Source organism: Corynebacterium macclintockiae, from assembly GCF_027570165.1.
Classification (GTDB): domain Bacteria; phylum Actinomycetota; class Actinomycetes; order Mycobacteriales; family Mycobacteriaceae; genus Corynebacterium; species Corynebacterium macclintockiae.
In genome coordinates this window covers 25,372-47,986 of sequence record NZ_JAKMUV010000014.1, presented here as the reverse complement: position 1 = coordinate 47,986, position 22,615 = coordinate 25,372, and the positions used below count along the sequence as shown (strand labels likewise).

Genomic DNA, 22,615 nt, shown 5'->3' with positions numbered 1-22,615 from the left:
TGGCTAGATTCTCTCGACCTTGCCCACTGCGTGCAGAGTCTTCAGGTTGGAAGCCTTGCGCAGCTGCAGATCCCACTCGCTGGGGCGCGGGTAGGCCTTGTCGCCCGCAGCCTCGGCGAAGAATGCCACGGTAGCCGGCAGAGTTACCGGCTTGGCGAACTCCACGCTGAATCGCGCGGCGGACGGCAGCACGCCTTCCAGGCCGCGCAACATCGTGGCAGCGGACCACATGCCGTGCGCGATGACAGCCGGGAAGCCGAACGCCTTCGCCCCAATGCCGGAGACGTGGATCGGATTCTTGTCGCCCGAAGCCTGCGCATACTCCTGAATATCCGCCGGGGTTACGCGGTATTTCGCGGTCGGGGTTGCGTTGTACTCATCGAACTCAACCGGCTCTAGAATGCGGCCATCGGTCGGCTGCTTGTCCTTGTAGGGCGAGGAGCTGGAAAGCTTCGCACCCTTAGATAGGAATCCGCTGGTCTGCTTCCACACGTCCTCGCCGTCGACGGAGACGACGGTGACGACATCCAACAGCACGCCCTTGGTGTGCGGGCGCAGGTTCTCCGCGTGCACGCGGATGTCCAGCACATCGTCCACAGTCAGGTCGCGGGTCTGTTCGATGCGGTTGGTCAGGTGTACCAGGCCCACGGCGTTCACGGGGGAGTCCGAGGCAGTCAGGATCTTCATGACGATCGGGAAGCTCAGCACGTACGGGTACGTGATCGGCAGCTCGTTGCGCAGCCGCAGGCCCGTTGCCGCGTTGTAGGCAGCTAGTTCTGGCACCTTGATCTTGACGCCCTCAACCTTGAACGCAGTTGTCGGATTCTCCTTGGCGCTGCGGGGGCTACCCACGCCCGGAACAACATCCTTCACAGCGTTGCGGTACTCGTCCATCAGCACTGGGATGGAATCCAGCTTCTTGTAGTCAACCACTGGTTGTGGCTCCTTTCTCTACAGCTCGCTCGAAGAGGTCCGTCTTAAGCGCCCAGCATGGCCTGGCCACAGACGCGGACAACGTTGCCGGTGACAGCCTGGGAAGCCGGGGAAGCGAAGTAAGCGATGGTCTCGGCGACGTCCACGGTCTCGCCACCCTGCTGCAGGGAGGAAAGCAGACGGCCACCGACGCGGGTGCCGAACGGGATGGCGGCGGTCATTTGGGTCTCGATGAAGCCCGGAGCCACAGCGTTGACGGTGATGCCACGGTCAGCCAGCTTCTCGGAGAAGGAATCCACAAAGCCGATCACGCCAGCCTTGGTGGCGCCGTAGTTGGTCTGGCCACGGTTACCGGCGATGCCGGCGATGGAGGCCACACCGATGACGCGACCGTTGTCGGCCAGGCCGCCGTTGTCCAGCAGCTTCTCGGTGATGCGAACCGGGGCGACCAGGTTCACAGCAATGACGGAATCCCAGCGGCCCTCGTCCATGTTGGCCAGCAGCTTATCGCGGGTGATGCCGGCGTTGTGGACGATGATGTCGATCGGGCCGCCGTGGCGAGCCTCAGCGTGCTCCTTCAGCTTCTCGGCAGCATCATCAGCGGTGACGTCCAGCGGCAGGGCGGTGCCGCCAACCTTGTTGGCGGTCTCGGTCAGGCCCTCGCCAGCCTGCGGGATGTCCACGCAGATGACCTTCGCGCCGTCGCGAGCCAGCACCTCTGCGATGGTGGCGCCGATGCCGCGGGCAGCACCGGTGACGACTGCGACCTTGCCCTCAGACGGCTTGTCCCAGTTTGCCGGGGCGGTCGCGGACTGGGCGTCAACACGAATAACCTGTGCATCCACGAAGGCCGACTTAGCAGACAGCACGAAGCGCAGGGTGGACTCCAGACCAGCCAGATCAGCGGACGCATCCGGGGCGGTGTAGACCAGCTGGACGGTAGCGCCGCGGAGCAGCTCCTTACCGACGGAGCGGGTGAAGCCCTCCAGGGCGCGCTGTGCGATGCGCTCGTCAGCGTCATCGATCAGCTCCGGGGTGGTGCCGATGACCAGCAGGCGGGCGCAGGGCTGCAGCTGACGCATGACCGGGTGGAAGAAGTCGTACAGCTGGCGGAGGTCTTCCGGCTTGGTGATGCCGGTGGCGTCGAATACCAGACCGGCGTACTTGTTATCGCCAGCGGAGGTAGAGACCTTGTAGTCGTCGGCGAGCAGCTCCTCGATGCGGCCGACCAGGCGACCGGAACCGCCCAGCAGGACACGGCCGTCCAGGGCGGGCTCGCCCTCCTTGTAGCGACGCAGCTTCGTCGGTACCGGCAGGCCAGCCTGCTTGGAGATCTTCTTGCCGAGGTCCGAGTTGATGAACTTCAGGTATGCATCCTGGTTTTCAGGCACTTGCTTTAACTCCTCAAATTGATAACTACTTACTCGCCCCTACTGTGCCTTATACCTGGCATGGTGCGGGGAAGTGAGCGGGAAATATACGAGTCTTGTTGGCAATACGTACACGTGCGTTGCCGAGACAATGTATGTTCTCATGTATAACCATACGGTGTGATCGAGCACACCGTGTAGGAAAACGTTCTTTCAATTCACATTCTTCGATGGAGTGACACAAAAACTATGACTAACGGAGCACCCCGCAAGGTCGCCATTCTGGGCGGCAACCGCATCCCGTTCGCCCGTTCCAACAAGGAATACGCGAATGCGTCGAACCAGGACATGCTGACCGCTGCCATCGATGGTCTGGTGGCTCGCTACGGCCTGCAGGGCGAAGAACTGGGCGAGGTCGTCGCCGGTGCCGTCCTGAAGCACTCCCGCGACTTCAACCTGACCCGCGAGACCGTTATCGGTTCCGCACTGTCCTCCACCACCCCGGCTTTTGACCTGCAGATGGCCTGCGGCACCGGCCTGGCTGCCCTGGTGCAGGTTGCAGACGCTATCGCCCTGGGGCGCATCGAGTCCGGCATCGGCGGCGGTGTAGACACCACCTCCGACGCACCGCTGGCCGTTAACGATCAGCTGCGCAAGACCCTGATCAAGCTGAACAATGCAAAGACCACCACCGACCGCCTGAAGCTGGTCGGCCAGATCCGCCCGTCCCAGTTGGCCCCGGAGCAGCCGAGCAACGGCGAGCCCCGCACCGGCCTGTCAATGGGCGACCACGCGGCCATCACCGCCCGCGAGTTCGGCCTGAGCCGCGAGGAGCAGGACCAGCTGGCAGCCGAGTCTCACCAGAAGCTGGCCAAGGCCTACGACGAGGGCTTCTTTGAGGATCTCATCACCCCGTTCCTGGGCGTGCAGCGCGATACCAACCTGCGCCCGGACTCCAACGTGGAGAAGCTGGCCAAGCTGAAGCCGGTCTTCGGCAAGAAGGATGCCGAGCAGCACGGCACCAAGGCCACCATGACCGCCGGTAACTCCACCCCGCTGACCGACGGTGCTTCCGCCGTCCTGATCTCCTCTGAGGAGTGGGCGGCAGAGCACAACATCCCGGTTAAGGCTTACCTGGTCGACTCTGAGGTCGCTTCCGTGGACTTCATCAACGGTCGCGACGGCATGACCCCGGACGGCCTGCTGATGTCCCCGACCTACGCGGTCGCCCGCCTGTTGAAGCGCAACAACCTCACCCTGCAGGACTTTGACTTCTACGAGATCCACGAGGCCTTCGCTTCCCAGACCTGCGCCACCCTGAAGGCTTGGGAGTCCGACGAGTACTGCCGCGAGCGCCTAGGCCTGGACGGCGCCCTGGGTGCCATCGATCGCGAGAAGCTGAACGTCAAGGGCTCCTCCCTGGCAGCTGGCCACCCGTTCGCCGCCACCGGCGGTCGCATCATCGCCACCGCTGCGAAGGTGCTGGAGGAAAACGGCGGCGGTCGCACCCTGGTTTCCATCTGCGCTGCAGGTGGTCAGGGTATCGTCGCCATCATCGAGCGCTAGTTCGCTCGCAGCGCTAGAAAACCTTCGCCAGATCAGTCTTGTACACCACAGCGTTGTAGCTGTGCCATGAGGTAGCCACCCAGTATAGGTTCCCATCGGTCTGGTGTGGGTACATAAAACCGCCGTAGATATCCGGCACCTGGGCCCTGGAGATCAGCGTTTTCGCGCTGCTCCAGGGTCCTTCTGGTTTATCCGCCTGGCGCAGCACCATGCCCTGCGTGGTTTCGTACAGAGCCAGCCACTTACCTAGGTGCTTGTTGTACTGCACCGATAGCTCGGAAACGCGCCCGTCCAACACCGGCTTGGCGGAGTCCATACGGGAGCTCCATCCACTGCCATCCCAGTACTCCGCGGAGCTAAAGTCCGGGAACGAAGCTTCGCTGATGCGCGCCAAGCGGGCCTGCCCGGAACGGCCGGACGGGGTGCCGTAGACATAGACGTAGCCATCCTCTGCACCTTCTGGTGCCTTAGCAAAGGCCGTCATCTGGAAGTTATCCGCGCCCGGTCGGTGGGCAGGGAAGTCCGGAAGACGCCCGTCACCGGAGGCCGCCGAGCTCGTGCGGTAGGAGCCCGGCACCACAGAGAACGTCTTTCCGCCGTCGGTGGACTTCGCCGTTGCGGCGTAGTTCGTACGCCACTGGCCGGGCTTGCCCCAATCGCGGACCGACATGAAGTCCACGTACTGTGCACCGCCGACCTCGATGCCGGCGGTGGGGATGACCGTCATTTCCACCCCGCTGATCTTCAAGGACGCGGGCAGGAACTCCTCCGAGCGCGCACCGGTTGCCGGCCCGCCCAGGTGGATACCGTTGGAGGGATCCATGTCATCGGTTTCGTACAAAGCGTTGGAGTGCCAGCCGTTGTCACCCGCACCGCAGCGGAAGGAATCACCAAACGCCGCCAGCACACGCCCGTCCCCGGAATCCCACATGATGCCCAGGTCGGTGGAGCTCAAGCCTGTCTTGTCGGTGCGATCTGGGGCGAATCGCCCGGTCAGCATGTGCACCGCCTCGGTGTTGCCGGTGACCTTCGGCATGCCCTCGGGCTTGCCGGTGAGCCACTGCGGCTGGCCGAGGCTGCCCGCCAGCGATCCGCTGCTGCTGGCTGCGAGCCCATCGCTCAGGGTGGGGCTGTAGGTCCAGCACGGGTCCGCGGCGGCCTGGCCTGTTGCCAGGGCGGACACTGCGGTGGCGGTCGCCAGTATGGTTCCGGCGGTCAAAGTGGAGGCGAGGGTACGGCGAGAGGCGGAAATCTTGTGCATGTCGACCATAGTCGCACACGCTGGCCTGCATTGCCCGCTATGCTTCGCTATATTTTCGACTATGGCTAACTTTTCTCGCATTGCTTCCATCGCTGCCGCTACATGCTTGAGCCTTTCGTGCGCGGTGGGCATCGCCAGTGCTGCGGATGCTGACTCTGCCCCCGAGACCCTGCAGCCTCTGCCGGAGGTCGAGGCTCCGGCCACGGGTAGCACGGGTAGCTCCTCGCGGGTGCCCAAGGCGTGCCAGAAGCTGGATCAGCAGATTGAGCAGATCCGTAAGCAGTGGGATGCCGCTGTCGCCGAGCAGGATATCCACAAGGCCAATGGCCTGCGCGTGGATTTCGGCAACCTCGCCGCCAGCTACTACCAGTGCCGTCTGGCCGGAAACACTCTGGCCGGCTCGCTGTAGGCACTAGCATGGCCTCATGATCACAATTGGACTGACTGGTGGCATCGGCTCCGGCAAGTCGACCGTATCTTCGCGGTTGTCGGAGCACGGTGCTTTTATTGTGGACGCCGACCTGGTGGCGCGCGAGATCGTCGAACCCGGCCAGCCAGCTTTGGCCGAGCTGGCAGATGCTTTTGATGGGGTGCTAAACCCCGACGGAACGTTGAACCGTGCAGAGCTGGCGCGCCAAGCCTTCGCCACCCCGGAGGCGACGGAAAAGCTGAACGCGATTACCCATCCGCGCATCCGCGCCCGCACCGAGGAGCTGTTTCGGCAGGGGAGGGAGTCCGGCGCGCAAGCGCTGGTCTACGACATGCCACTGCTCATCGAGAATGGCGAGGTGGACAAGGTCGACCACGTGCTGGTGGTGGATGCTCCCGACGAGCTGCGCATCGAGCGGCTCGTGCAGCACCGTGGTCTAGATGAGGATGATGCTCGCCGCCGCATTGCCGCCCAGATCGATCGGGAAACCCGCCTGGCCGCGGCCGACACGGTGCTGGATAACTCCGGAACCGTAGAACAGCTACTCGAGCAGGTCGACGGCTTCTGGGCCGGGCTCTAGAGGCTTACCAGAACCGGGGGATTCCCGCGCCGAAGATCGGCGGCAGACCGTCGGCCACGATCGTCTCCGGGAAGATGAATAGCCCCACCGCGTCGCGGTAGCGGGAGGTGCGCTCCTTTTTCAGGTTGCGCTGTTGCACGGGATCGGACTTGGAGGCCAGGCCGTAGACGGTGGTGCGCGGGCCGAAGGCAATGCGATAGTCGCTCACTCCACGGTGCAGGTGGCTATCAGTCGTGGCAATCACCAGCTCGCGCGGTAGCTTCCTGCCGCGGATGTTTTTGTTGATGCTGTTGAAAAGGCGGGCACTGTGCCACGCATTGCTAATAGTGGACCAGGAGTTGCCCTCCACGTGGATGCGCTTCGGGGAGATCCCGGCGCGGACGAGCCACCTCTTCATCGCCTCGGCCTCCACGTGGCCGTGCTCGGTCTTGCCACCGGAGGTGATGATGGGGCTAGCCGGGTGCTTGCGGGCGTAATCGCGGGCAACCTCCAGGCGACGCTGAAGGTTGGGGTGCACGGAACCATCCGGGTTCAGGCCATTGCCCAAGACGACCACGGTTGCGCGCGGATTGGTGGCCTTGCCAGGAGCCTTCACAGGAGCTTCCAAGACCTTGAGGATGTGGCTAACCTCGGCGCGCCGGGCAGGGGAGAGCCGATCCAGCGCCGGGCGCGGATCCTTGTGCAGATACTGGGCGGCAATGGCGGCTGCGGAGTAGGCGTCATCAACAGTGCGAGCAGTACGCGCACCGCTGGGACCGACCGGCAACAGTTCGCCCGGAATAACGACGGTGTTGGGGCCGATCGGCGCGGGACCGACAACGATCGGTGGAACGGCGGGCACAGCCGGCGCTGGCGCGGCAACGACAGAGGGAGTAACCAAGAGCGAAAGAGCGATGACAGGGGCAATAGCGGCACGACCGCGGGAGAAGAGCTTCATGTGATTAACCTTAAACCGGGAGCGTGGCCAGCGCTGGGCAGCGGGACGGCAGAGGCTGTCCGGGGCGACACGTAGACTTGGCCACATGGCCTTTGCAGCAGAACGTCCCGAATTGTCGTACTCCGAGTTCCGCCCCGTGGGGGAGGTCGAACGCTCGAATGCGAAGTTCGAGGTCATTAGCGATTACAAACCCGCCGGCGACCAACCGAAGGCGATCGAAGAACTGCACCAGCGCCTCAACCGAGGCGAGCGCGACGTGGTGCTGATGGGCGCCACCGGTACGGGTAAGTCCGCGACGGCCGCCTGGCTGATCGAAAAGGAGCAGCGCCCCACCCTGGTCATGGCGCCGAATAAAACCCTGGCCGCCCAGTTGGCCAACGAGCTGCGTAGCCTGCTGCCGAACAACGCGGTGGAATACTTCGTCTCCTATTACGACTACTACCAACCGGAGGCGTATATCGCGCAGACGGATACGTACATCGAGAAGGACTCGTCCATTAACGAGGACGTGGAGCGCCTGCGCCACTCTGCGACCTCCGCGCTGCTGTCGCGCCGGGACGTGGTGGTTGTGTCCTCGGTCTCCTGCATTTACGGCCTCGGCACCCCGCAGTCCTACCTGGACCGCTCGGTGGTCTTGAAGGTCGACGAGGAGGTCGAGCGCGACCAATTCCTGCGCCTGCTGGTGGATATCCAGTACTCCCGTAACGACGTCGCCTTCACTCGCGGCACGTTCCGCGTAAAGGGCGACACGGTGGACATCATCCCCGCCTACGAGGAGCTGGCGGTGCGCGTGGAGTTCTTCGGCGATGATATCGATGCGCTGTACTACATCCACCCGCTCACCGGAGACGTGATTCGCCAGGTCGACGAGCTGCGCATCTTCCCCGCGACCCACTACGTGGCAGGCCCGGAACGCATGGAAAAGGCCATGCAGGCCATCAAGGAGGAACTGGCGCAGCGCCTGGACGAGCTGGAAAACCGCGGCAAGCTGCTGGAGGCCCAGCGCCTGCGCATGCGCACCGAATACGACCTGGAGATGATCCAGCAAGTGGGCTTCACCAGCGGCATCGAGAACTACTCCCGCCACATCGACGGCCGCGCCGCCGGTTCCGCGCCCGCCACCCTGATCGACTACTTCCCCGAGGACTTCCTCACCATCATCGACGAGTCCCACGTGACCGTTCCACAGATCGGCGGCATGTTCGAAGGCGACATGTCCCGCAAACGCAACCTGGTGGAGCATGGTTTCCGTCTGCCCAGCGCGCTGGACAACCGCCCACTGACGTGGGAGGAGTTCGACGATCGAAAAGGCCAGTGCGTCTACATGTCCGCCACCCCCGGCGATTACGAGATCGCTGCCGCTCAGGGCGAGTACGTAGAGCAGGTCATTCGCCCGACTGGTCTGGTGGATCCGAAGGTGGAGGTGCGTCCGACCGAGGGCCAGATCGACGACCTGATCGAACAGATCCGCCAGCGGACAGAGAAGAACGAGCGCGTGCTGGTGACCACCCTGACCAAGCGCATGGCCGAGGATCTCACCGATTACCTGCTGGAACACGGCGTGAAGGTCCGCTACATGCACTCCGACATCGATACCCTCAAGCGCGTGGAGCTGCTCCGCCAGCTGCGCCTCGGTGAGTTTGATGTGCTGGTGGGCATCAACCTGCTGCGTGAGGGGCTCGACCTGCCGGAGGTCTCGCTGGTCGCGATCCTGGATGCGGACAAGGAAGGCTTCCTGCGGTCCGAACGCTCGCTGATCCAGACCATCGGTCGCGCTGCCCGTAACGTCTCGGGCGAGGTCATCATGTACGCCGACAAGGTCACAGACTCCATGCAGTACGCCATCGACGAGACCGAACGCCGCCGCGCCAAGCAGATCGCCTACAACGAGGAACACGGCATTGACCCGCAGCCGCTGCGCAAGAAGATCGCCGATATCTTGGACCAGGTTGCGGAGCTCGAAGCGGAGTCTGGTGGGGACGCCGCAGGCGGCACCGGCGCCGATTCCAGCGCCGGCGGGCGAGGCGAATCGCCGGAGGCCGACTGGGCGCTGGTGCGTGGCTCCAGTGACGAGCCGATGGCACGCCCGCAGCTGGAGAAGCTGATCCAGGAGATGACGGAACAGATGAAGTCGGCGGCGAAGGAGCTGAAGTTCGAACTCGCGGGTAGGCTGCGCGATGAAATTGCAGACCTAAAAAAGGAACTTCGGGGCATGATCGAGGCTGGGTTGTAAGATCAGAGTTATGTACAGCACAGTCGTCGTCGGAACCGATGGGTCAGAATCTTCCTTTTTAGCAGTGCGGCGTGCCGCGGGTGTGGCTGCGGCCATGGATGCCGATCTTGTGTTGGCCAGCGCCTACGTGGGGGAGCACGCGGACAACGCGGCCCAGAATTCCACTGCTGTGGAAGGTGAGATGTCGGCGGCGGAGGTGTTGGCGTCCGCAAGAAAAGAGGCCGAAGGGGAGGGCGCGAAGAAGGTTCGCGCGGTGCTGAAGGAAGGCGACCCGGTAGAGGCCCTGATGAGCATCGTGAAGAGCGAAGAGGCAGACCTGCTGGTGGTGGGTAACCGCGGCATTAACTCGCTGACGGGACGTCTGCTGGGCAGCGTTCCCGCCGACGCTGCGCGCCAGGCCGAGTGCGACGTGATGATCGTCCACACCGTCGGCACAAGGGACTAATTCCAGGGCAACTCGCGGGCGTGGACGACCGTTAGCCCCTGCGTGGCGCGGGTCATGGCCACGTAAAGATCGTTGAGCCCCTGCGGCGAGGCCTCCACGATGTCCGCGGGCTCGACCAGCACAACCTCGTCGAATTCCAGACCCTTCGCCGCGGCCGTGTCGACGAATACAACCTCCGCGCCGGAGGTATCCGTGGACTCGGACAACGCCGCCTGCAGCGGCTCCGGGCGGGTGGCGATCACGCCGATAAGGCCTTCTTCACCCGTGAGTTCCCGAGCCTGCTCAACCGCGGCCTGAACCTTCGAGCCGAGCTCGGCACCCTCAACCGGCATATAGCGCACTCCGGTGCCCGATTCGCGCAGGGCCAGCGGTACGGACTGGGTCGGGTCGATCTCTTGCAGCAGCGGCGCGGCCAAGTCCGCGATGTCTTTCGGCGTGCGGTAGTTCACCGTCAACTGGTGCAGCTGCCAGCGATCCGCAACAAAGGGGGATAGAGCCTCCGCCCAACTATCAACCCCGCCGGGATTGCCGGTCTGCGCGGGATCGCCTACCAACGTCATCCACCGGTTCGGCGAGCGCCGGAACACCATCCGCCAAGCCATGGGGCTGAGCTCCTGGGCTTCGTCGACAATCACGTGGCCGAACGCCCAGCGGCTATCCGCGGCGGCGCGTTCGGCGGTGGTGCGCTCGTCGCGCACTTGCTGGCGGGCGGCCAGCGTTTCCGCGTCGATAACGTCGTAGGCCATCAGCACTTCGGGCGCGAAGCCATCGTCCAGATCCTGGCTGGCCGAACCCGTCAAAATGTCCAGTGCCTCTTGCGCCTCCGTGATTTTCTCCAGCCACTGTTCGCGTTCTTCGGCGGCGGTTTCCTCGTCGGAGACATATCCCAACATGTCGATCAATTCATCGATAAGTGGCGCGTCGGCATCCGTCCATTCGCCGCTGGGGTGGGTGGCCAGGCCGCGCCACGTGTCCTCGTCGTAGTCCACGGCGATGGCAGCCGGATCCGCATAGAGCCGTTCCAAAACCTGGGTGGGGCGCAGCTCGGGCCAGAACTGCCCAAGGACATCCACGACCGTCGGGTCCGCTCCGAGTTCTTCGCGCAATGTGGCGATGTCGCCTTTGCTCAGCAGGTTCGCCCCACCCAGTGGGTCTGCGCCGATGTTCTTGCCTAGCGCGTCCGCCAGCGCGTTCAGCCCATGGTCCAGGAAGGCCGCCCGCGCGTGGTTGTGCGGTTTGCGGGATCGTCGCGCGCGTGCCCGGGCTGCCCGCACCATGGTCGGAGTGAGCTGCACGTTGAGCCCGGCGATGGTGATGTCGATGTTGTCTTCCGGCACGGTCTGATACGACTTGATCGCATCCGACAGGATCGTCAGCATTTCCTCGGATCCCTTGACTTCGCGCGCCAGCAGGTTCGTTTCGGGCACTGTGTGCAGGTTCGGCAGCAGCGTGCCGGGGGTCGCCAGCACCACGCCGGTCTCACCCAGCGAGGGCAGCACCTGGGAAATATAGGAAAGGAAGCGGTCGTTCGGCCCGATGATCAGAACGCCTGTGTTGTCTAGCTGTTCACGCCACGTGTATAGCAGGTAAGCAGCGCGGTGCAGCGCCACGGCTGTTTTGCCTGTTCCGGGTGCTCCCTGGACAACAGTTACGCCGCGGTGTTCGGCGCGGATGATTGTGTCCTGCTCCGCCGCGATGGTCTCGACGATGTCCTGCATATAGGCGGTGCGTGCCCTGTTGACGGCATCGAGTAGGGCTTCTTCTTTGGCGACGCCACCTCGCGCCCCAGCGCCCACAGACTCAGATGGGGCTGCCGCGGTGGACAGCTGTTCGTCTGCCACGCTGCGCACCGTGCGTCCACGGGTAGTGATGTGGCGCCGGGAATGAACTCCGTCGGGGTGCAGGGTGGTGGCCAGGTAGAAGGGGCGAGCTAGGGGAGCGCGCCAGTCCATCAGAAGGGTGCGCATCTGTTCATCGTCGTCGTGCAGTCCGATGCGCCCGATATAGCGGCGATCCAGTTTCTCGTTTCCCGCGACAGGATTTTCCGCTTCCTCGTCCTCGACGTCGATGCGGCCGAACATGAGGCCAACTTCCGCAGCGGAGTAGGAATCCAGGCGCTGAGCAATGTCGCGAGCCTCGCGGTCGCGCACCATCAGACCCTGCGGGTCGTCGATGTCGGCCTCCAGTCGGACAGCCTTTAGCCGCTGTTCCAGCTTCTCGCGGGCGTGGTCTACCCGGGATAGGAGGTCGTCGAGATAGCTTTGCTCGGCGGCGATGTCGTTGTTGGGCGCCAAGGTGGGTGCGGGGTCCCTTCTGTGTGGGGGTGTTAAGGATAGAGCACGCTATCCTACTCCCTTCGGTCGATACTTGTGGATGTCCAGGGTTTTCCGTTCGGGGGGGATAACGGTGGGAATATATAGGGCATATAAGTAAGAGCGTATAAAATCGTAAGTTGAATGCTTGTCAGCCCAAGCGGCTACTCATTCTCTTCTACCTACCCTGTTGATCCGCACGGATCCTTTGGCTTGGATGAAAGGAACTCCTATAGCCATGAAACCCGCAAAGAAGCTCACTGCAGCCGTTGCCGCTTTGGCGGTAAGCTCCTCCATCTTCACCGGAGTTGCCAACGCAGAACCGGATCCCGCCACCAGGGTGGAACTAAACGTTCCGCTGAGCCGAACTGTCACCCTTGACGTCATTTCCAACCAGGGAGCAGACGTACAGAAGGCGCTCTACGACATTCGTGGAGAAATGTGGGACAAGAATGTGCCCTTTGAAGGAACCACCCTCCGCGAAGCAGCCAATAAGGCTGGCTACGCCAACAAGGATGCTTACGTTAAGGCAGCCCGGGTCGACTCCAACATGTCCTTCATTGCGGTTCAGCGCGCAGCTGAAACGCTGGTCTGGCCAAGCCTTGCTCACAAGCGCCCGACAAATGATTCCTGCGAAATCTCAGATTGCGCTTCTGTGTGGAGTGCGAAGCGCAACGGTGAGCAGTCCTGGGGAGAGAACCTTTCGTCCAGCGCGAACCTGCGCCACTCGATCATGCAGCTGTGGGGGCGGGGAGAAGAATCGGCTTTGAGAGCGGCCAAGGGGCGCCCAAACGCTCAAAACGGCCACCTTTGGCTGATGATCAATCCCAAGTACACCGCTTACGGCGCTGCTAATGCGTACTCCCATGTGAACGGCGGGCTAAAAGAAGCATCTTCGATGCAGGCCTCCTATATGCGGAAGGGCGACGGCCAATACCTGGAAAATACCCGCACCCAACTCAAGGTCGCTGACAACGGAAGCATTCGCCCTGGCAAGTTCCCGGAAAATCAGGATCCTGGTCAGATGCAATCGAACGGTAATAGCGGCATCGACATCAACGGCCTGCTAGGCAGTCTCGGCAATGGAGAAGCAGGCAAGATCTTCGGCATCATCGCTGGAGTTCTGGGAGTGATCGGTGCACTGGGAGTTATCGCTAACTTCCTGATGCAGAACTTCGGCCCGCGCTAACCCAACCAACGCAAAAGAACCCCTGGTTCACCAGGGGTTCTTTTCTGTTCTACCAGCTCTTACTTGAAGCGCTTTTGTGCCTGCTTCTGAGCCTTCTTTGCTCGCTTCTGAGCCTGCTTCTGTGCCTTCTGGGCGCGCTTGCGGGACTTTTTGGTTGCCTTTTTGACGTCCTTCTTCAGTTCTTCGGCGTCGAAGTCCTCCCATGCACCCTGCGCTTTAGCCGCAGCGGACTGTGCGTAGTCGGAAGCCTGGTCGCCGAACTCTGCTGCGCGCTCGCGCAGGTTCTCGGCGGTTTCCTTCCACTCATCCTGGTGCTCGTCGACGTAATCAGCGACCTTCTCCTGAACCTGGCCAGCGACCTCCTTGGTCTTGGCAAAGAAACCCTGAGCCTGGTCGGAGGCGCTGGCGGCGAACGCCTTGGACTGCGTCTGCGCGTTCTCGATCATCTTCTGCTGCTCGGACTTACCCGGCAGTGCCTGCTGGGCGCGCCACTTCAGGCCCGGCTTGCCGGCCGTGTCAGCGGAGGTGATGACCAGGCCACCCAGCAGAGCCAGATCGGTAACCAGGCCGCGGATCTCCTCCTTGCGCTCAGCGCCGTTGGAGGCATTCCAGAAAGCGTGGCGGGACAGCGCAGTCGGGATCTGCACGGCGGCCAAGGTAGCGGCAGCCAGACGCGGAGCCTTGCCCGTAGCTAGCAGGGCAGAGGCAATGACCTTGGTGGTGCCTACGACGCGCACGGTGGTCTCCGCATCGTCGGGGATCAGCCCGGCCTTGTCCTGTGGCAGTACGGAACGTAGCGTGCCGTTGATGGCCTTAGCGTCCTCTGCGTATTCGTTGCTGTTCAGCAGCATCTGTGCACCGTCGACAGCGAAAGCGGAGGCCAGCAGCGGGCGAGCAAGGGTACGGAACATTTGGGTCTACACACTCCTCATTAGTTGGTGGCACGACCCTTGACTACATTTTAGTCGTGCTCGAACAATCTCCCAGGCTACCCGAATTAGTGATGCGCCGAGCGGATGCTAACACTCCGACTCTTGGTCTTTACCAGCCTCGAGCGGCCCACTCATCGACCTTGTCCTTTTCCTCCCCAACGGACGTGGAATCCCCGTGACCAGGGTGGATTCGGGTTTCGTCGGGCAGGGTGAAGATCCTATCGGTGACGTCGCCGAGGAGCTGTTGGAATTGCTCGGGGCTATTTGTTTTTCCGACGCCGCCGGGGAAAACGCTGTCGCCCACCCACGCTCGTGGCACGCGCCCGGCGGCCAGATCCAGCACTGCCAAGCCGCCCGGGGTGTGGCCCCGTAGCTCGATTACTTGCAGACCCAGCCCTGGCAGCTGTGCGCCGGCCAGATCCAACGCTTCCCGCGCCCCGTCGTCGTTTCCATATACCCGATCCGGCGCCACGGGCAGCGCCTCGGCATCCAGGCGCGGCCCGTGATGGCGGGCGCCTGTCGCCTCCAGCACGTCTGCCAGTGCGCGAGTGTGGTCTGCATGCTGGTGGGTGGTCAGCACATCGGTGATGCGCACACCCAGCTGTTCGGCCAACCCCAGCAGGTGTTCCGCGTCATCCGCGGCATCCACCAGCAGCGCTTCACCGCCCCGGCACAGCAACCAACAATTGTTGTCCATAGAACCCACGGTCGTCACTGCGTACGTGTGGGCGTCAGTACGAAGAACCTGCACGTCGCGCGGTGCGGAAAGATGGCTAAACTCAGTGACTTGCTGCATGGCACCACATTAACGTTGTTGCGGGTTTGGCGTAGACTGACAGGGTTGATAAATCAACTACAAGGAGTGAAAGTGGCCGATCAACTGATTGTCCGTGGAGCCAGCGAACACAACCTCAAGGGCGTGGATATCGACCTGCCCCGCGACAAGATGATTGTGTTCACAGGGCTATCCGGCTCGGGTAAATCCTCCCTGGCTTTCGATACGATTTTCGCGGAAGGCCAGCGCCGATACGTCGAATCTTTGAGCTCCTACGCGCGCATGTTCCTGGGGCGGATGGACAAGCCGGATGTGGAACTGATCGAAGGGCTGTCCCCGGCGGTGTCCATCGATCAGAAGTCCACGAACCGCAACCCGCGCTCGACCGTCGGCACGGTGACGGAGATCTTCGACTACCTGCGCCTGCTGTATGCGCGCACCGGCATTCCGCACTGTCCGGAATGCGGCGGCGTGATCCAACGGCAAACTCCGCAGGAGATCGTCGACCAGATTCTGGCGATGGAGCAGGGGCTGAAGTTTCAGGTGCTCGCGCCGGTGGTGCGCACCCGCAAGGGCGAGTTCGTGGATCTTTTCGAGGATCTGGCCGCCCAGGGCTACTCCCGTGTGCAGGTCGACGGGGCGGTGTACCAGCTGTCCGATCCGCCGACGCTGGAAAAGCAGGTCAAGCACGATATCGACGTGGTGGTCGACCGTCTGCAGGTGAAGGATTCGCAGAAGCAGCGCCTGACCGATTCCATCGAGACCGCCCTGCAGCTGGCCGATGGCATCGTGGTGCTGGACTTCGTGGGCTTGCCGGACGACGATCCGAACCGCACGCGGCGATTTTCTGAGAAGATGGCCTGCCCGAACGGTCACGCGATTCAGCTGGATGAGCTGGAGCCGCGCACGTTCTCCTTCAACTCTCCCTACGGCGCCTGCCCAGCCTGCGACGGCCTGGGCACGCGCCTGGAGGTCGACGAGAAGCTGGTGATCCCGGACGAGGACGCGCCCGTAGCCGACGCAATCGCCCCGTGGGTCTCCAGTCCGAACAGCAAGTACTTCACCAAGCTGGTCAACGCGCTCGGCGAGGCCATGGGCTTCGACCCGAAAGCCCCGTGGAAGGATCTGAAGGCGACCCACCGCAAGGCGATCCTGAACGGCCACAAGACCCAAATCAAGGTCAGCTACCGCAACCGCTACGGCCGTTCCCGCAACTACAACGCGCCTTTCGAGGGCGTGATGCCCTTCCTGAAGCGCAAGCTCGACCAGACCGATTCCGACTGGTCCAAGGATCGTTACCGCAGCTACATGCGCGAAGTCGCCTGCCCGACGTGTAACGGCACGCGCCTGAAGCCGGAGGTCCTCGCCGTAACCATCGCCTCGGGCGATCGGGAACTGTCTATCGCCGAGGTTTCTGATCTTTCTATTGCGGACGCCAGCAGCTTCCTCGACAACCTATCTCTAACCAAGCGGGAGGAGATGATTGCCGGGGCGGTTCTGCGGGAGATTCAGGCGCGCCTGAAATTCCTTCTGGACGTCGGGCTGAACTATTTGTCGATGTCCCGCTCCGCGGGCACACTCTCCGGCGGTGAGGCCCAGCGCATCCGCCTGGCCACGCAGATTGGTTCCGGCCTGGCGGGCGTGCTGTACGTGCTAGATGAGCCGTCGATCGGCCTGCACCAGCGCGACAACGAGCGCCTTATCCGCACCCTGCAGCACCTGCGGGATCTGGGCAACACCCTGATTGTGGTGGAGCACGACGAGGACACGATTCGTACCGCCGACTGGCTGGTGGATATCGGACCGCGCGCCGGCGAGTACGGTGGCGAGATCGTCTATCAAGGCGAGCCGGAAGGCATCTTCAAGGTCGAAGAATCGTTGACCGGCCAATACCTTTCCGGCCAGCGAGTACTGGCAGTGCCGGATAAGCGCCGCCCGATCGATAAGGACCGGGTGCTGACGGTACACGGAGCACAGGAAAACAACTTGAAGAACGTGGACGTCACGCTGCCGCTGGGCGTATTGACCTGTGTGACTGGCGTATCTGGATCGGGCAAGTCCTCCCTGATCAACGGCATCGTTGCGAAGTCCCTGGGCAATACCCTGAACAAGGCACGCCAGGTGCCGGGGCACCACAAGAAGATCACTGGAATGGAGCACCTGGACAAGCTGGTGCAGGTAGACCAGAGTCCGATCGGCCGCACTCCGCGGTCGAACCCCGCGACGTACACGGGTGTGTTTGACAAGATCCGCAAGCTCTTCGCCGAGACCACGGAGGCGAAGGTGCGTGGCTACACCGCGGGGCGCTTCTCGTTCAACGTTAAGGGCGGGCGCTGTGAGGCCTGCCATGGCGATGGCACCCTGAAGATCGAGATGAACTTCCTGCCCGACGTGTACGTGCCCTGCGAGGTCTGCAACGGCGCTCGCTACAACCGCGAGACCCTGGAGGTTCACTACAAGGGCAAGTCCATCGCCGAAGTGCTGGATATGCCGATCTCGGAGGCTGCGGAGTTCTTCGAGCCGGTGACCTCCATTTCTCGCTATCTGAACACTCTGGTCGACGTCGGCCTGGGGTATGTGCGCCTGGGCCAGGCGGCGACCACTCTATCGGGTGGCGAGGCTCAGCGCGTGAAGCTGGCTGCCGAGCTGCAGAAGCGTTCCAACGGCCGGACGGTGTACATCCTGGACGAGCCGACCACGGGTCTACACTTCGAGGACATCCGCAAACTCATGCTGGTGATCCAGGGACTGGTGGACAAGGGCAACAGCGTGTTCATTATTGAGCACAACCTGGATGTCATTAAGGCCGCCGACTGGATCGTGGACATGGGCCCGGAGGGCGGCTCCGGCGGTGGCACCGTCGTGGCTGAGGGCACCCCGGAGCAGGTTGCGGAGGTGGAGGCCTCCCACACTGGCCGTTACTTGCGGTCGATGCTCTGATTCTGCGGCGGCTGCGGCTGTACCGATTGCTGCTGTGGGTTCGGCGGACCGACAGCGGTGCTCTTGTTCGGCTTCTCACGTGTGACGGCGGCGACCAGCAGCACCATGCCACAGATCAGGAACGCCAGTGCTTGGACAAGGCCGCCCAGGACGGATAGGTCGTAGAAAACTAGCTTCGCAGTTGCAGTGATGGCCAGCAGCAATCCGGGCTTGGAGTTGTTGCGGTGCAGTAGGTACACCGCGCCCAGCATCCAGCTGACGGAGATCAGCACGTGCGCCACCATGAACGAAAGCTTCGTGGCGGATATCGCCATGGCTACGGCCGGGATTGCAGAGGAAGCGAGCACGAGAGTCACAATGCCGATAAGCAGCTTCGCAACCTCCGTATTGGCCTGGTTGCCGGGAACTTCGCGGCCGGCAATCCCCCTGATTTCAGTATCGAACAGGTGTTGGTGGCGGTATGCCAACGCCACGGAAAGCAGAAGGCTCATCACTAGCACGATCGCGGAATCAGGGATTTCCATAGCCCTCGAGTTAACCCAGCTGAACGGGGCATAGGTGAACACAGCAAGGAAAGAGCAGATGAGGGAAATCCAGGCAACGGACCGTGGCATTTTCGGCAGGCCCCACACAATGGCAGCAGTGAAGGCCAGCAACGCCACCGCGATGCCAATGCTCCAGTATCCGAAGTAGGGGAAGTTATCGAGGTGCTTTTGTACCTCTCCATCGAGGGCATGCCAGCGGAAGAACCGGATGATAAAGATGATGGGCAACGTTCCTGCGGAGATCGTGAACGTGAAGGCGCTGGCCACACGTGGAGGTAGCGGAGCATTCCCATCCACCTGGAAGTCCACCTTGTACATGCCACCGTTGGCCCGGGCGATAAAGTAGGAGCCGGCAGTCGCCAGGGCGATAAACGCCGGGCTCACCCAGGAATCGTGGACACACAGCAGCGCGGCAGGAACGACCACTACCGCTAGGACACTGCCGACGTGCAGCTGACGCGATGCCCATGGCGGGACGAAGCTGAGGATAGCCAGGATCGCGAAGCCCACCACGCCCATCAAGAAGGTGGATACCGCGAAGGGGGAGGCCATGAGCATTGCAATGATGTAGGTAACAGTGGCGGTGACCTGCAGTTTGAACCAGGGGCGACCCCAGCGGGCCGCGAAGCCACAGATCGCGGCTGCTAGCAGGCTGCCGGCGAAGTAGCCAGTGTGGATTTCCCTTTGCACCGGGTTGTCGGAGGGGAACATCGACAGGAAACTTGCTGCTACAGGAACGATGAACAGGGGTGCAAACGCAGTGACAATGGAAGCGAGGATCTCCTTCTTCCACGCGTAGGCCAAGCCCAACGATCCGGCACAAATGACCACCGTCAGTACACTGCCCACTGCCTCGCCGAACCAGCCCATCTTGAATACCGCGACCCACAGGTCCGCGAGCCCGCCTAACGTGGCAACTATCAGAAGTGCTGCGGCACTCACGCCATTCGGCTGGCGCTTGTTTACGACTGTGGCCGTGACTGCCAAACCACCACACAGCACTGCTGCGAGGATGACGGCGCCCGTCGGGCTCAGGAACCCAGACGCATAAGCCAGTAGCGCCAGGAAGGTCAGACCCACGACGGTAATGGAACCGCCAATGATCGCCAGCAGGCGCGTAACCAGGTCTTCCTTGTCCCACCATTGCTGGAGCTTGTTCGGAGTAGCTGGCTTCGACTGCGCTGTTTGTTGACGCTGCGCTGCGGGGAATCTAGGCAGCGGCGATTGTCGCTGCTGTGGCTGCTTCTGTGGTTCCTGATTCTGATGACGGGGCGGCTGAACGGGCGCCACGGGTGGACGTTGCACCGCAGCGGGTTGGCGCTGTGCCGCAGCGGGTTGTGACTGCTGCGTTTGCGGCACCTGAGGCCGCTGTGGCTGAGTAGGTTGCGCCTGTGGTCGCGCTGGCTGCTGGGGCTGGGCGGGCTGTGACGGGGGAGCCTTAACCTCCTGGCTGGAGCGTGGGGGAGGTGAGGCTGGGGGCGTCACTACCGAAGAAGCCCTGGGTTGCTGCGCCAAAGAGAGCTTTTGTTGATTAACAGCGACCTCGCGAAGAATACTAAACATCTGCGACTGGGCTTGCATCTGTGAACGAGCAAGATCATCAATGCGCTTGATCAGATCGTTAGTGGGCTCAGCGGATCCGTTAAGAGGCTTATTCATAAGGCAAAAGTTTATTCTTGTTCGGTCTTGGAGAAACGGCGTTAGCCATATTTGGATATCGCCTGGACACTTGTTATACTTCCAACCACTACCGTCTCGTTCCATCCAATAAGGTTTTGGCCTTATGAAATGGAAACGGGCTGCAAGTGGAGATTCCTTCTCCCACCTAGAGACCGCCAACACGGTTGGACTCGGGTCGTGGCCAAGACGCAGATGGGGTGCAAGAATCCGACAGTGCAATGCACAGTGATCGGTGAATGTTCCCGCCTGTGCGCTATGGCTGTGATTGTGGGGGAATAGGGGGATCTTCAGTACTGCAGGGTTCGGTAAGACATTAACCAAACTGCTACTGAGGAGTTCACATTAGCGCAGAAGCTCGCATCAACGACCGTATTCGAGTCCCTGAGGTCCGACTCGTCGGTCCAGGCGGCGAACAGGTCGGTATCGTCAAGACGGACGATGCGCGAAAGCTGGCCTATGAAGCTGACCTCGACCTTGTAGAGGTTGCACCGAACGCCAAGCCACCCGTGGCAAAGATCATGGACTTCGGCAAGTTCAAGTACGAGCAGGCCCAGAAGGCTCGCGAAGCTCGTAAGAACCAGCAGCAGACCGTGGTGAAGGAACAGAAGTTCCGTCCGAAGATCGACGACCACGACTACGAGACCAAGAAGGGCAACGTCATTCGTTTCCTGGAAAAGGGCTCCAAGGTCAAGGTCACGATCATGTTCCGCGGGCGTGAGCAGTCCCGACCGGAGCTCGGGTTCCGACTGCTTGAGCGACTGGCTAACGACGTTGAGGAGTACGGCGTAGTTGAGACCCGCGCCAAGCAGGACGGCCGCAACATGACCATGGTGCTGGGCCCGATCCGCAAGGGCAAGAAGTAGTAACAGAACTAGTTGTTAGAGGTTTTTCACCAATGAAGCAGAAGACTCACAAGGGTGCCGCAAAGCGCATCAAGATCACCGGTTCCGGCAAGCTGCGTCGCGAGCAGGCTAACCGCCGTCACCTGCTGGAGGGCAAGCCCTCCAAGCGCACCCGTCGCCTGAAGGGCACCGAGGACGTCGCTCCGGCCGATGTCAAGCGCATGAAGCGTCTGCTGGGCAAGGCATAACAAAAGCCCACCTTTCCACCCCTATTCACCTAACCGCGTCATCGAGTAATTCCAGCACCTACAGAAGGTGCCCATCTGAGGCGCGCACACTTAAAGAAAAGGAAGTATCACCGTGGCACGTGTCAAGCGCTCAGTGAACGCCAAGAAGAAGCGTCGCGAAGTACTGAAGTCCGCCAAGGGCTACCGTGGTCAGCGCTCCCGCCTGTACCGCAAGGCAAAGGAGCAGATGCTCCACTCCAAGACCTACGAGTTCCGCGACCGCAAGGCCCGCAAGAACGAGTTCCGCAAGCTGTGGATCCAGCGCATCAACGCTGGTGCACGCCAGAACGGCATGACCTACAACCGCCTGATCCAGGGCCTGCGTCTGGCTGAGATCGAGGTCGACCGTAAGAACCTGGCCGAGCTGGCCGTCAACGACTTCGACGCATTCACCGCTCTGTGCGAGGCTGCCAAGACTGCCCTGCCGGAGGACGTTAACGCACCGGCTGCTTCCTAAAGCTAGCTTTGTAGCGCGTAACGCAAACCCCATCCGGGGAACCTGAACTGAAAGGTTTCCCGGATGGGGTTCTTTGTGCTTTGAGGGCTGCTAGGTTGAATGAAAGCTAGCCAGCCTTTTCCGAGGAGAGACCGCAATGAAGGATTACACCCGCCGGGCAGTGACACTACTGTTGGCCTTTTCGCTCACCGGTACCTTGGCCGCCTGCAATATGAGCACAAACGAAGACGCCGAAAAGACTATGCAGGAAGCCTCGACTTCCGAAACGAAGGCCGACGAGGATTTTTCTTACGCCGATATGTCGGAGGAAGACTTCGCCGAAAAGGCGGCGAAAACCGTCGAGGATTTCTTTAATGCCGTCTTTGACACGTCCTTGGTAGATACCATCGATAAGCTGCCTGACGAAGAGAAGCGCCTGCTCAAGCGCGTCAATTCCGTCGACAGCTTCAATGACTTAAGTGACGAAGAAAAAGACACCGCCATCGAAGCGGCCGATAAGGCCTATGGCTTCCGGGATCGCGTCGCCGGTGCTGATGACATGTCTAAGGAAGATACCGGTGCCTTGATCGTTGGCATTAACACGACGCTCGACGTGCTGTGGCGTTTCACCGATGGGCAAGGTGCAATGACAGCCAAGCCAGACCCCAAGAAGGCCGAGGTCGATAGTGGACGCACGAAGGTCACGTTCCCGGTCGGGTCGGTTTCCATTCGCTTGGCGATGCTGCCCGGTAACCAGGAAGAACCGATCACTGTGCGGGTAGATGGCGGACAGCTCCGGGTAGATGGGCAGTTCCTCATTGAGGTTGGCAAGGAAGGCGGTGGCGGCACCATGACCCGTACCCGCACCGAGAACGGCGTGACCACGACGGAAGAGGAGCAAGTGAGTCTGTTCGAAAAGTAG

Annotated in this window: 19 protein-coding genes; 11 read left to right on the top strand and 8 right to left on the bottom strand. The window is 61.9% G+C overall.

The annotated features are described in order from the left end of the window. Positions 1-3 precede the first annotated feature (3 nt). Both L8U58_RS09290 and L8U58_RS09285 read right to left on the bottom strand, forming a co-directional pair. Positions 4-933 carry a MaoC family dehydratase gene (locus L8U58_RS09290; RefSeq protein ID WP_269955203.1) on the bottom strand — a complete coding sequence of 310 codons (930 nt, stop codon included), beginning with the start codon at positions 931-933 and terminating at the stop codon, positions 4-6. A 44-nt stretch (positions 934-977) separates the two neighbouring features. Next, entirely contained in the window at positions 978-2,324 is a 1,347-nt protein-coding gene (locus L8U58_RS09285) for a 3-oxoacyl-ACP reductase (RefSeq protein WP_269955202.1), read from the bottom strand. Between the two features lie 228 nt (positions 2,325-2,552). Here L8U58_RS09285 and L8U58_RS09280 point away from each other — a divergent pair, with 228 nt between their 5' ends. Continuing rightward, positions 2,553-3,869 (top strand): acetyl-CoA C-acetyltransferase, encoded by a 1,317-nt coding sequence (locus L8U58_RS09280; protein ID WP_034966024.1) that lies wholly within the window; start codon positions 2,553-2,555, stop codon positions 3,867-3,869. Positions 3,870-3,882: 13 nt separating this feature from the next. Here the strand turns inward: L8U58_RS09280 and L8U58_RS09275 are convergent, their stop codons facing one another. Further along, positions 3,883-5,130 (bottom strand): DUF4185 domain-containing protein, encoded by a 1,248-nt coding sequence (locus L8U58_RS09275; protein WP_269955201.1) that lies wholly within the window; start codon positions 5,128-5,130, stop codon positions 3,883-3,885. Between the two features lie 61 nt (positions 5,131-5,191). Here L8U58_RS09275 and L8U58_RS09270 point away from each other — a divergent pair, with 61 nt between their 5' ends. Next, the gene (locus tag L8U58_RS09270; RefSeq protein ID WP_034975800.1) at positions 5,192-5,539 is read left to right on the top strand and encodes a hypothetical protein; all 348 of its coding nucleotides are present in this window, start codon (positions 5,192-5,194) and stop codon (positions 5,537-5,539) included. Between the two features lie 16 nt (positions 5,540-5,555). After that, the gene (gene coaE / locus L8U58_RS09265; RefSeq protein ID WP_034971573.1) at positions 5,556-6,140 is read left to right on the top strand and encodes a dephospho-CoA kinase; all 585 of its coding nucleotides are present in this window, start codon (positions 5,556-5,558) and stop codon (positions 6,138-6,140) included. 4 nt (positions 6,141-6,144) lie between these two features. On the opposite strand, the gene L8U58_RS09260 is transcribed toward coaE, so the two are convergent. After that, positions 6,145-7,077, bottom strand: a complete 933-nt coding sequence (locus L8U58_RS09260) for a YdcF family protein (protein WP_269955200.1) — start codon at positions 7,075-7,077, stop codon at positions 6,145-6,147. 85 nt (positions 7,078-7,162) lie between these two features. Between L8U58_RS09260 and uvrB the strand changes: the two genes are divergently transcribed. Together uvrB and L8U58_RS09250 are read left to right on the top strand one after the other, a co-directional pair. Further along, the gene (gene uvrB / locus L8U58_RS09255) at positions 7,163-9,310 is read left to right on the top strand and encodes an excinuclease ABC subunit UvrB (RefSeq protein WP_269955199.1); all 2,148 of its coding nucleotides are present in this window, start codon (positions 7,163-7,165) and stop codon (positions 9,308-9,310) included. Positions 9,311-9,320: 10 nt separating this feature from the next. Further along, on the top strand, positions 9,321-9,755 hold the full coding sequence (locus L8U58_RS09250; RefSeq protein ID WP_034966036.1) for a universal stress protein: 435 nt from the start codon (positions 9,321-9,323) through the stop codon (positions 9,753-9,755). Here the strand turns inward: L8U58_RS09250 and L8U58_RS09245 are convergent. Further along, positions 9,752-12,049, bottom strand: coding sequence for a HelD family protein (locus L8U58_RS09245; protein WP_269955198.1), 2,298 nt, complete (start codon positions 12,047-12,049; stop codon positions 9,752-9,754). The genes L8U58_RS09250 and L8U58_RS09245 overlap by 4 nt on opposite strands. 256 nt (positions 12,050-12,305) lie before the next feature. Between L8U58_RS09245 and L8U58_RS09240 the strand changes: the two genes are divergently transcribed. Further along, a complete protein-coding gene (locus L8U58_RS09240; protein ID WP_269955197.1) occupies positions 12,306-13,256 on the top strand; it encodes a hypothetical protein in 951 nt (316 codons plus the stop codon). Positions 13,257-13,315: 59 nt separating this feature from the next. On the opposite strand, the gene L8U58_RS09235 is transcribed toward L8U58_RS09240, so the two are convergent. After that, the gene (locus L8U58_RS09235; RefSeq protein WP_035002542.1) at positions 13,316-14,167 is read right to left on the bottom strand and encodes a DoxX family protein; all 852 of its coding nucleotides are present in this window, start codon (positions 14,165-14,167) and stop codon (positions 13,316-13,318) included. Positions 14,168-14,297: 130 nt separating this feature from the next. Continuing rightward, complete coding sequence (locus L8U58_RS09230; RefSeq protein WP_269955196.1) at positions 14,298-14,984, bottom strand: MBL fold metallo-hydrolase; 687 nt, start codon at positions 14,982-14,984, stop codon at positions 14,298-14,300. A 72-nt stretch (positions 14,985-15,056) separates the two neighbouring features. On the opposite strand from L8U58_RS09230, the gene uvrA reads away from it, so the two are divergent. Further along, positions 15,057-17,903 carry an excinuclease ABC subunit UvrA gene (uvrA, locus tag L8U58_RS09225; RefSeq protein WP_269955195.1) on the top strand — a complete coding sequence of 949 codons (2,847 nt, stop codon included), beginning with the start codon at positions 15,057-15,059 and terminating at the stop codon, positions 17,901-17,903. Here the strand turns inward: uvrA and L8U58_RS09220 are convergent. Next, positions 17,882-19,738 (bottom strand): DUF2339 domain-containing protein, encoded by a 1,857-nt coding sequence (locus tag L8U58_RS09220; protein WP_269955194.1) that lies wholly within the window; start codon positions 19,736-19,738, stop codon positions 17,882-17,884. The two genes, uvrA and L8U58_RS09220, sit on opposite strands and share 22 nt — an antisense overlap. 731 nt (positions 19,739-20,469) lie before the next feature. Here L8U58_RS09220 and infC point away from each other — a divergent pair. The 4 genes from infC to L8U58_RS09200 all read left to right on the top strand — a co-directional run bounded on the left by infC (position 20,470) and on the right by L8U58_RS09200 (position 22,615). Beyond that, the gene (infC, locus tag L8U58_RS09215) at positions 20,470-20,991 is read left to right on the top strand and encodes a translation initiation factor IF-3 (protein ID WP_080716109.1); all 522 of its coding nucleotides are present in this window, start codon (positions 20,470-20,472) and stop codon (positions 20,989-20,991) included. A 32-nt stretch (positions 20,992-21,023) separates the two neighbouring features. Continuing rightward, positions 21,024-21,218, top strand: coding sequence for a 50S ribosomal protein L35 (gene rpmI, locus L8U58_RS09210; RefSeq protein WP_269955193.1), 195 nt, complete (start codon positions 21,024-21,026; stop codon positions 21,216-21,218). A gap of 112 nt (positions 21,219-21,330) precedes the next feature. Continuing rightward, on the top strand, positions 21,331-21,714 hold the full coding sequence (gene rplT / locus L8U58_RS09205) for a 50S ribosomal protein L20 (protein WP_269955192.1): 384 nt from the start codon (positions 21,331-21,333) through the stop codon (positions 21,712-21,714). Positions 21,715-21,850: 136 nt separating this feature from the next. After that, positions 21,851-22,615 (top strand): hypothetical protein, encoded by a 765-nt coding sequence (locus tag L8U58_RS09200; protein ID WP_269955191.1) that lies wholly within the window; start codon positions 21,851-21,853, stop codon positions 22,613-22,615.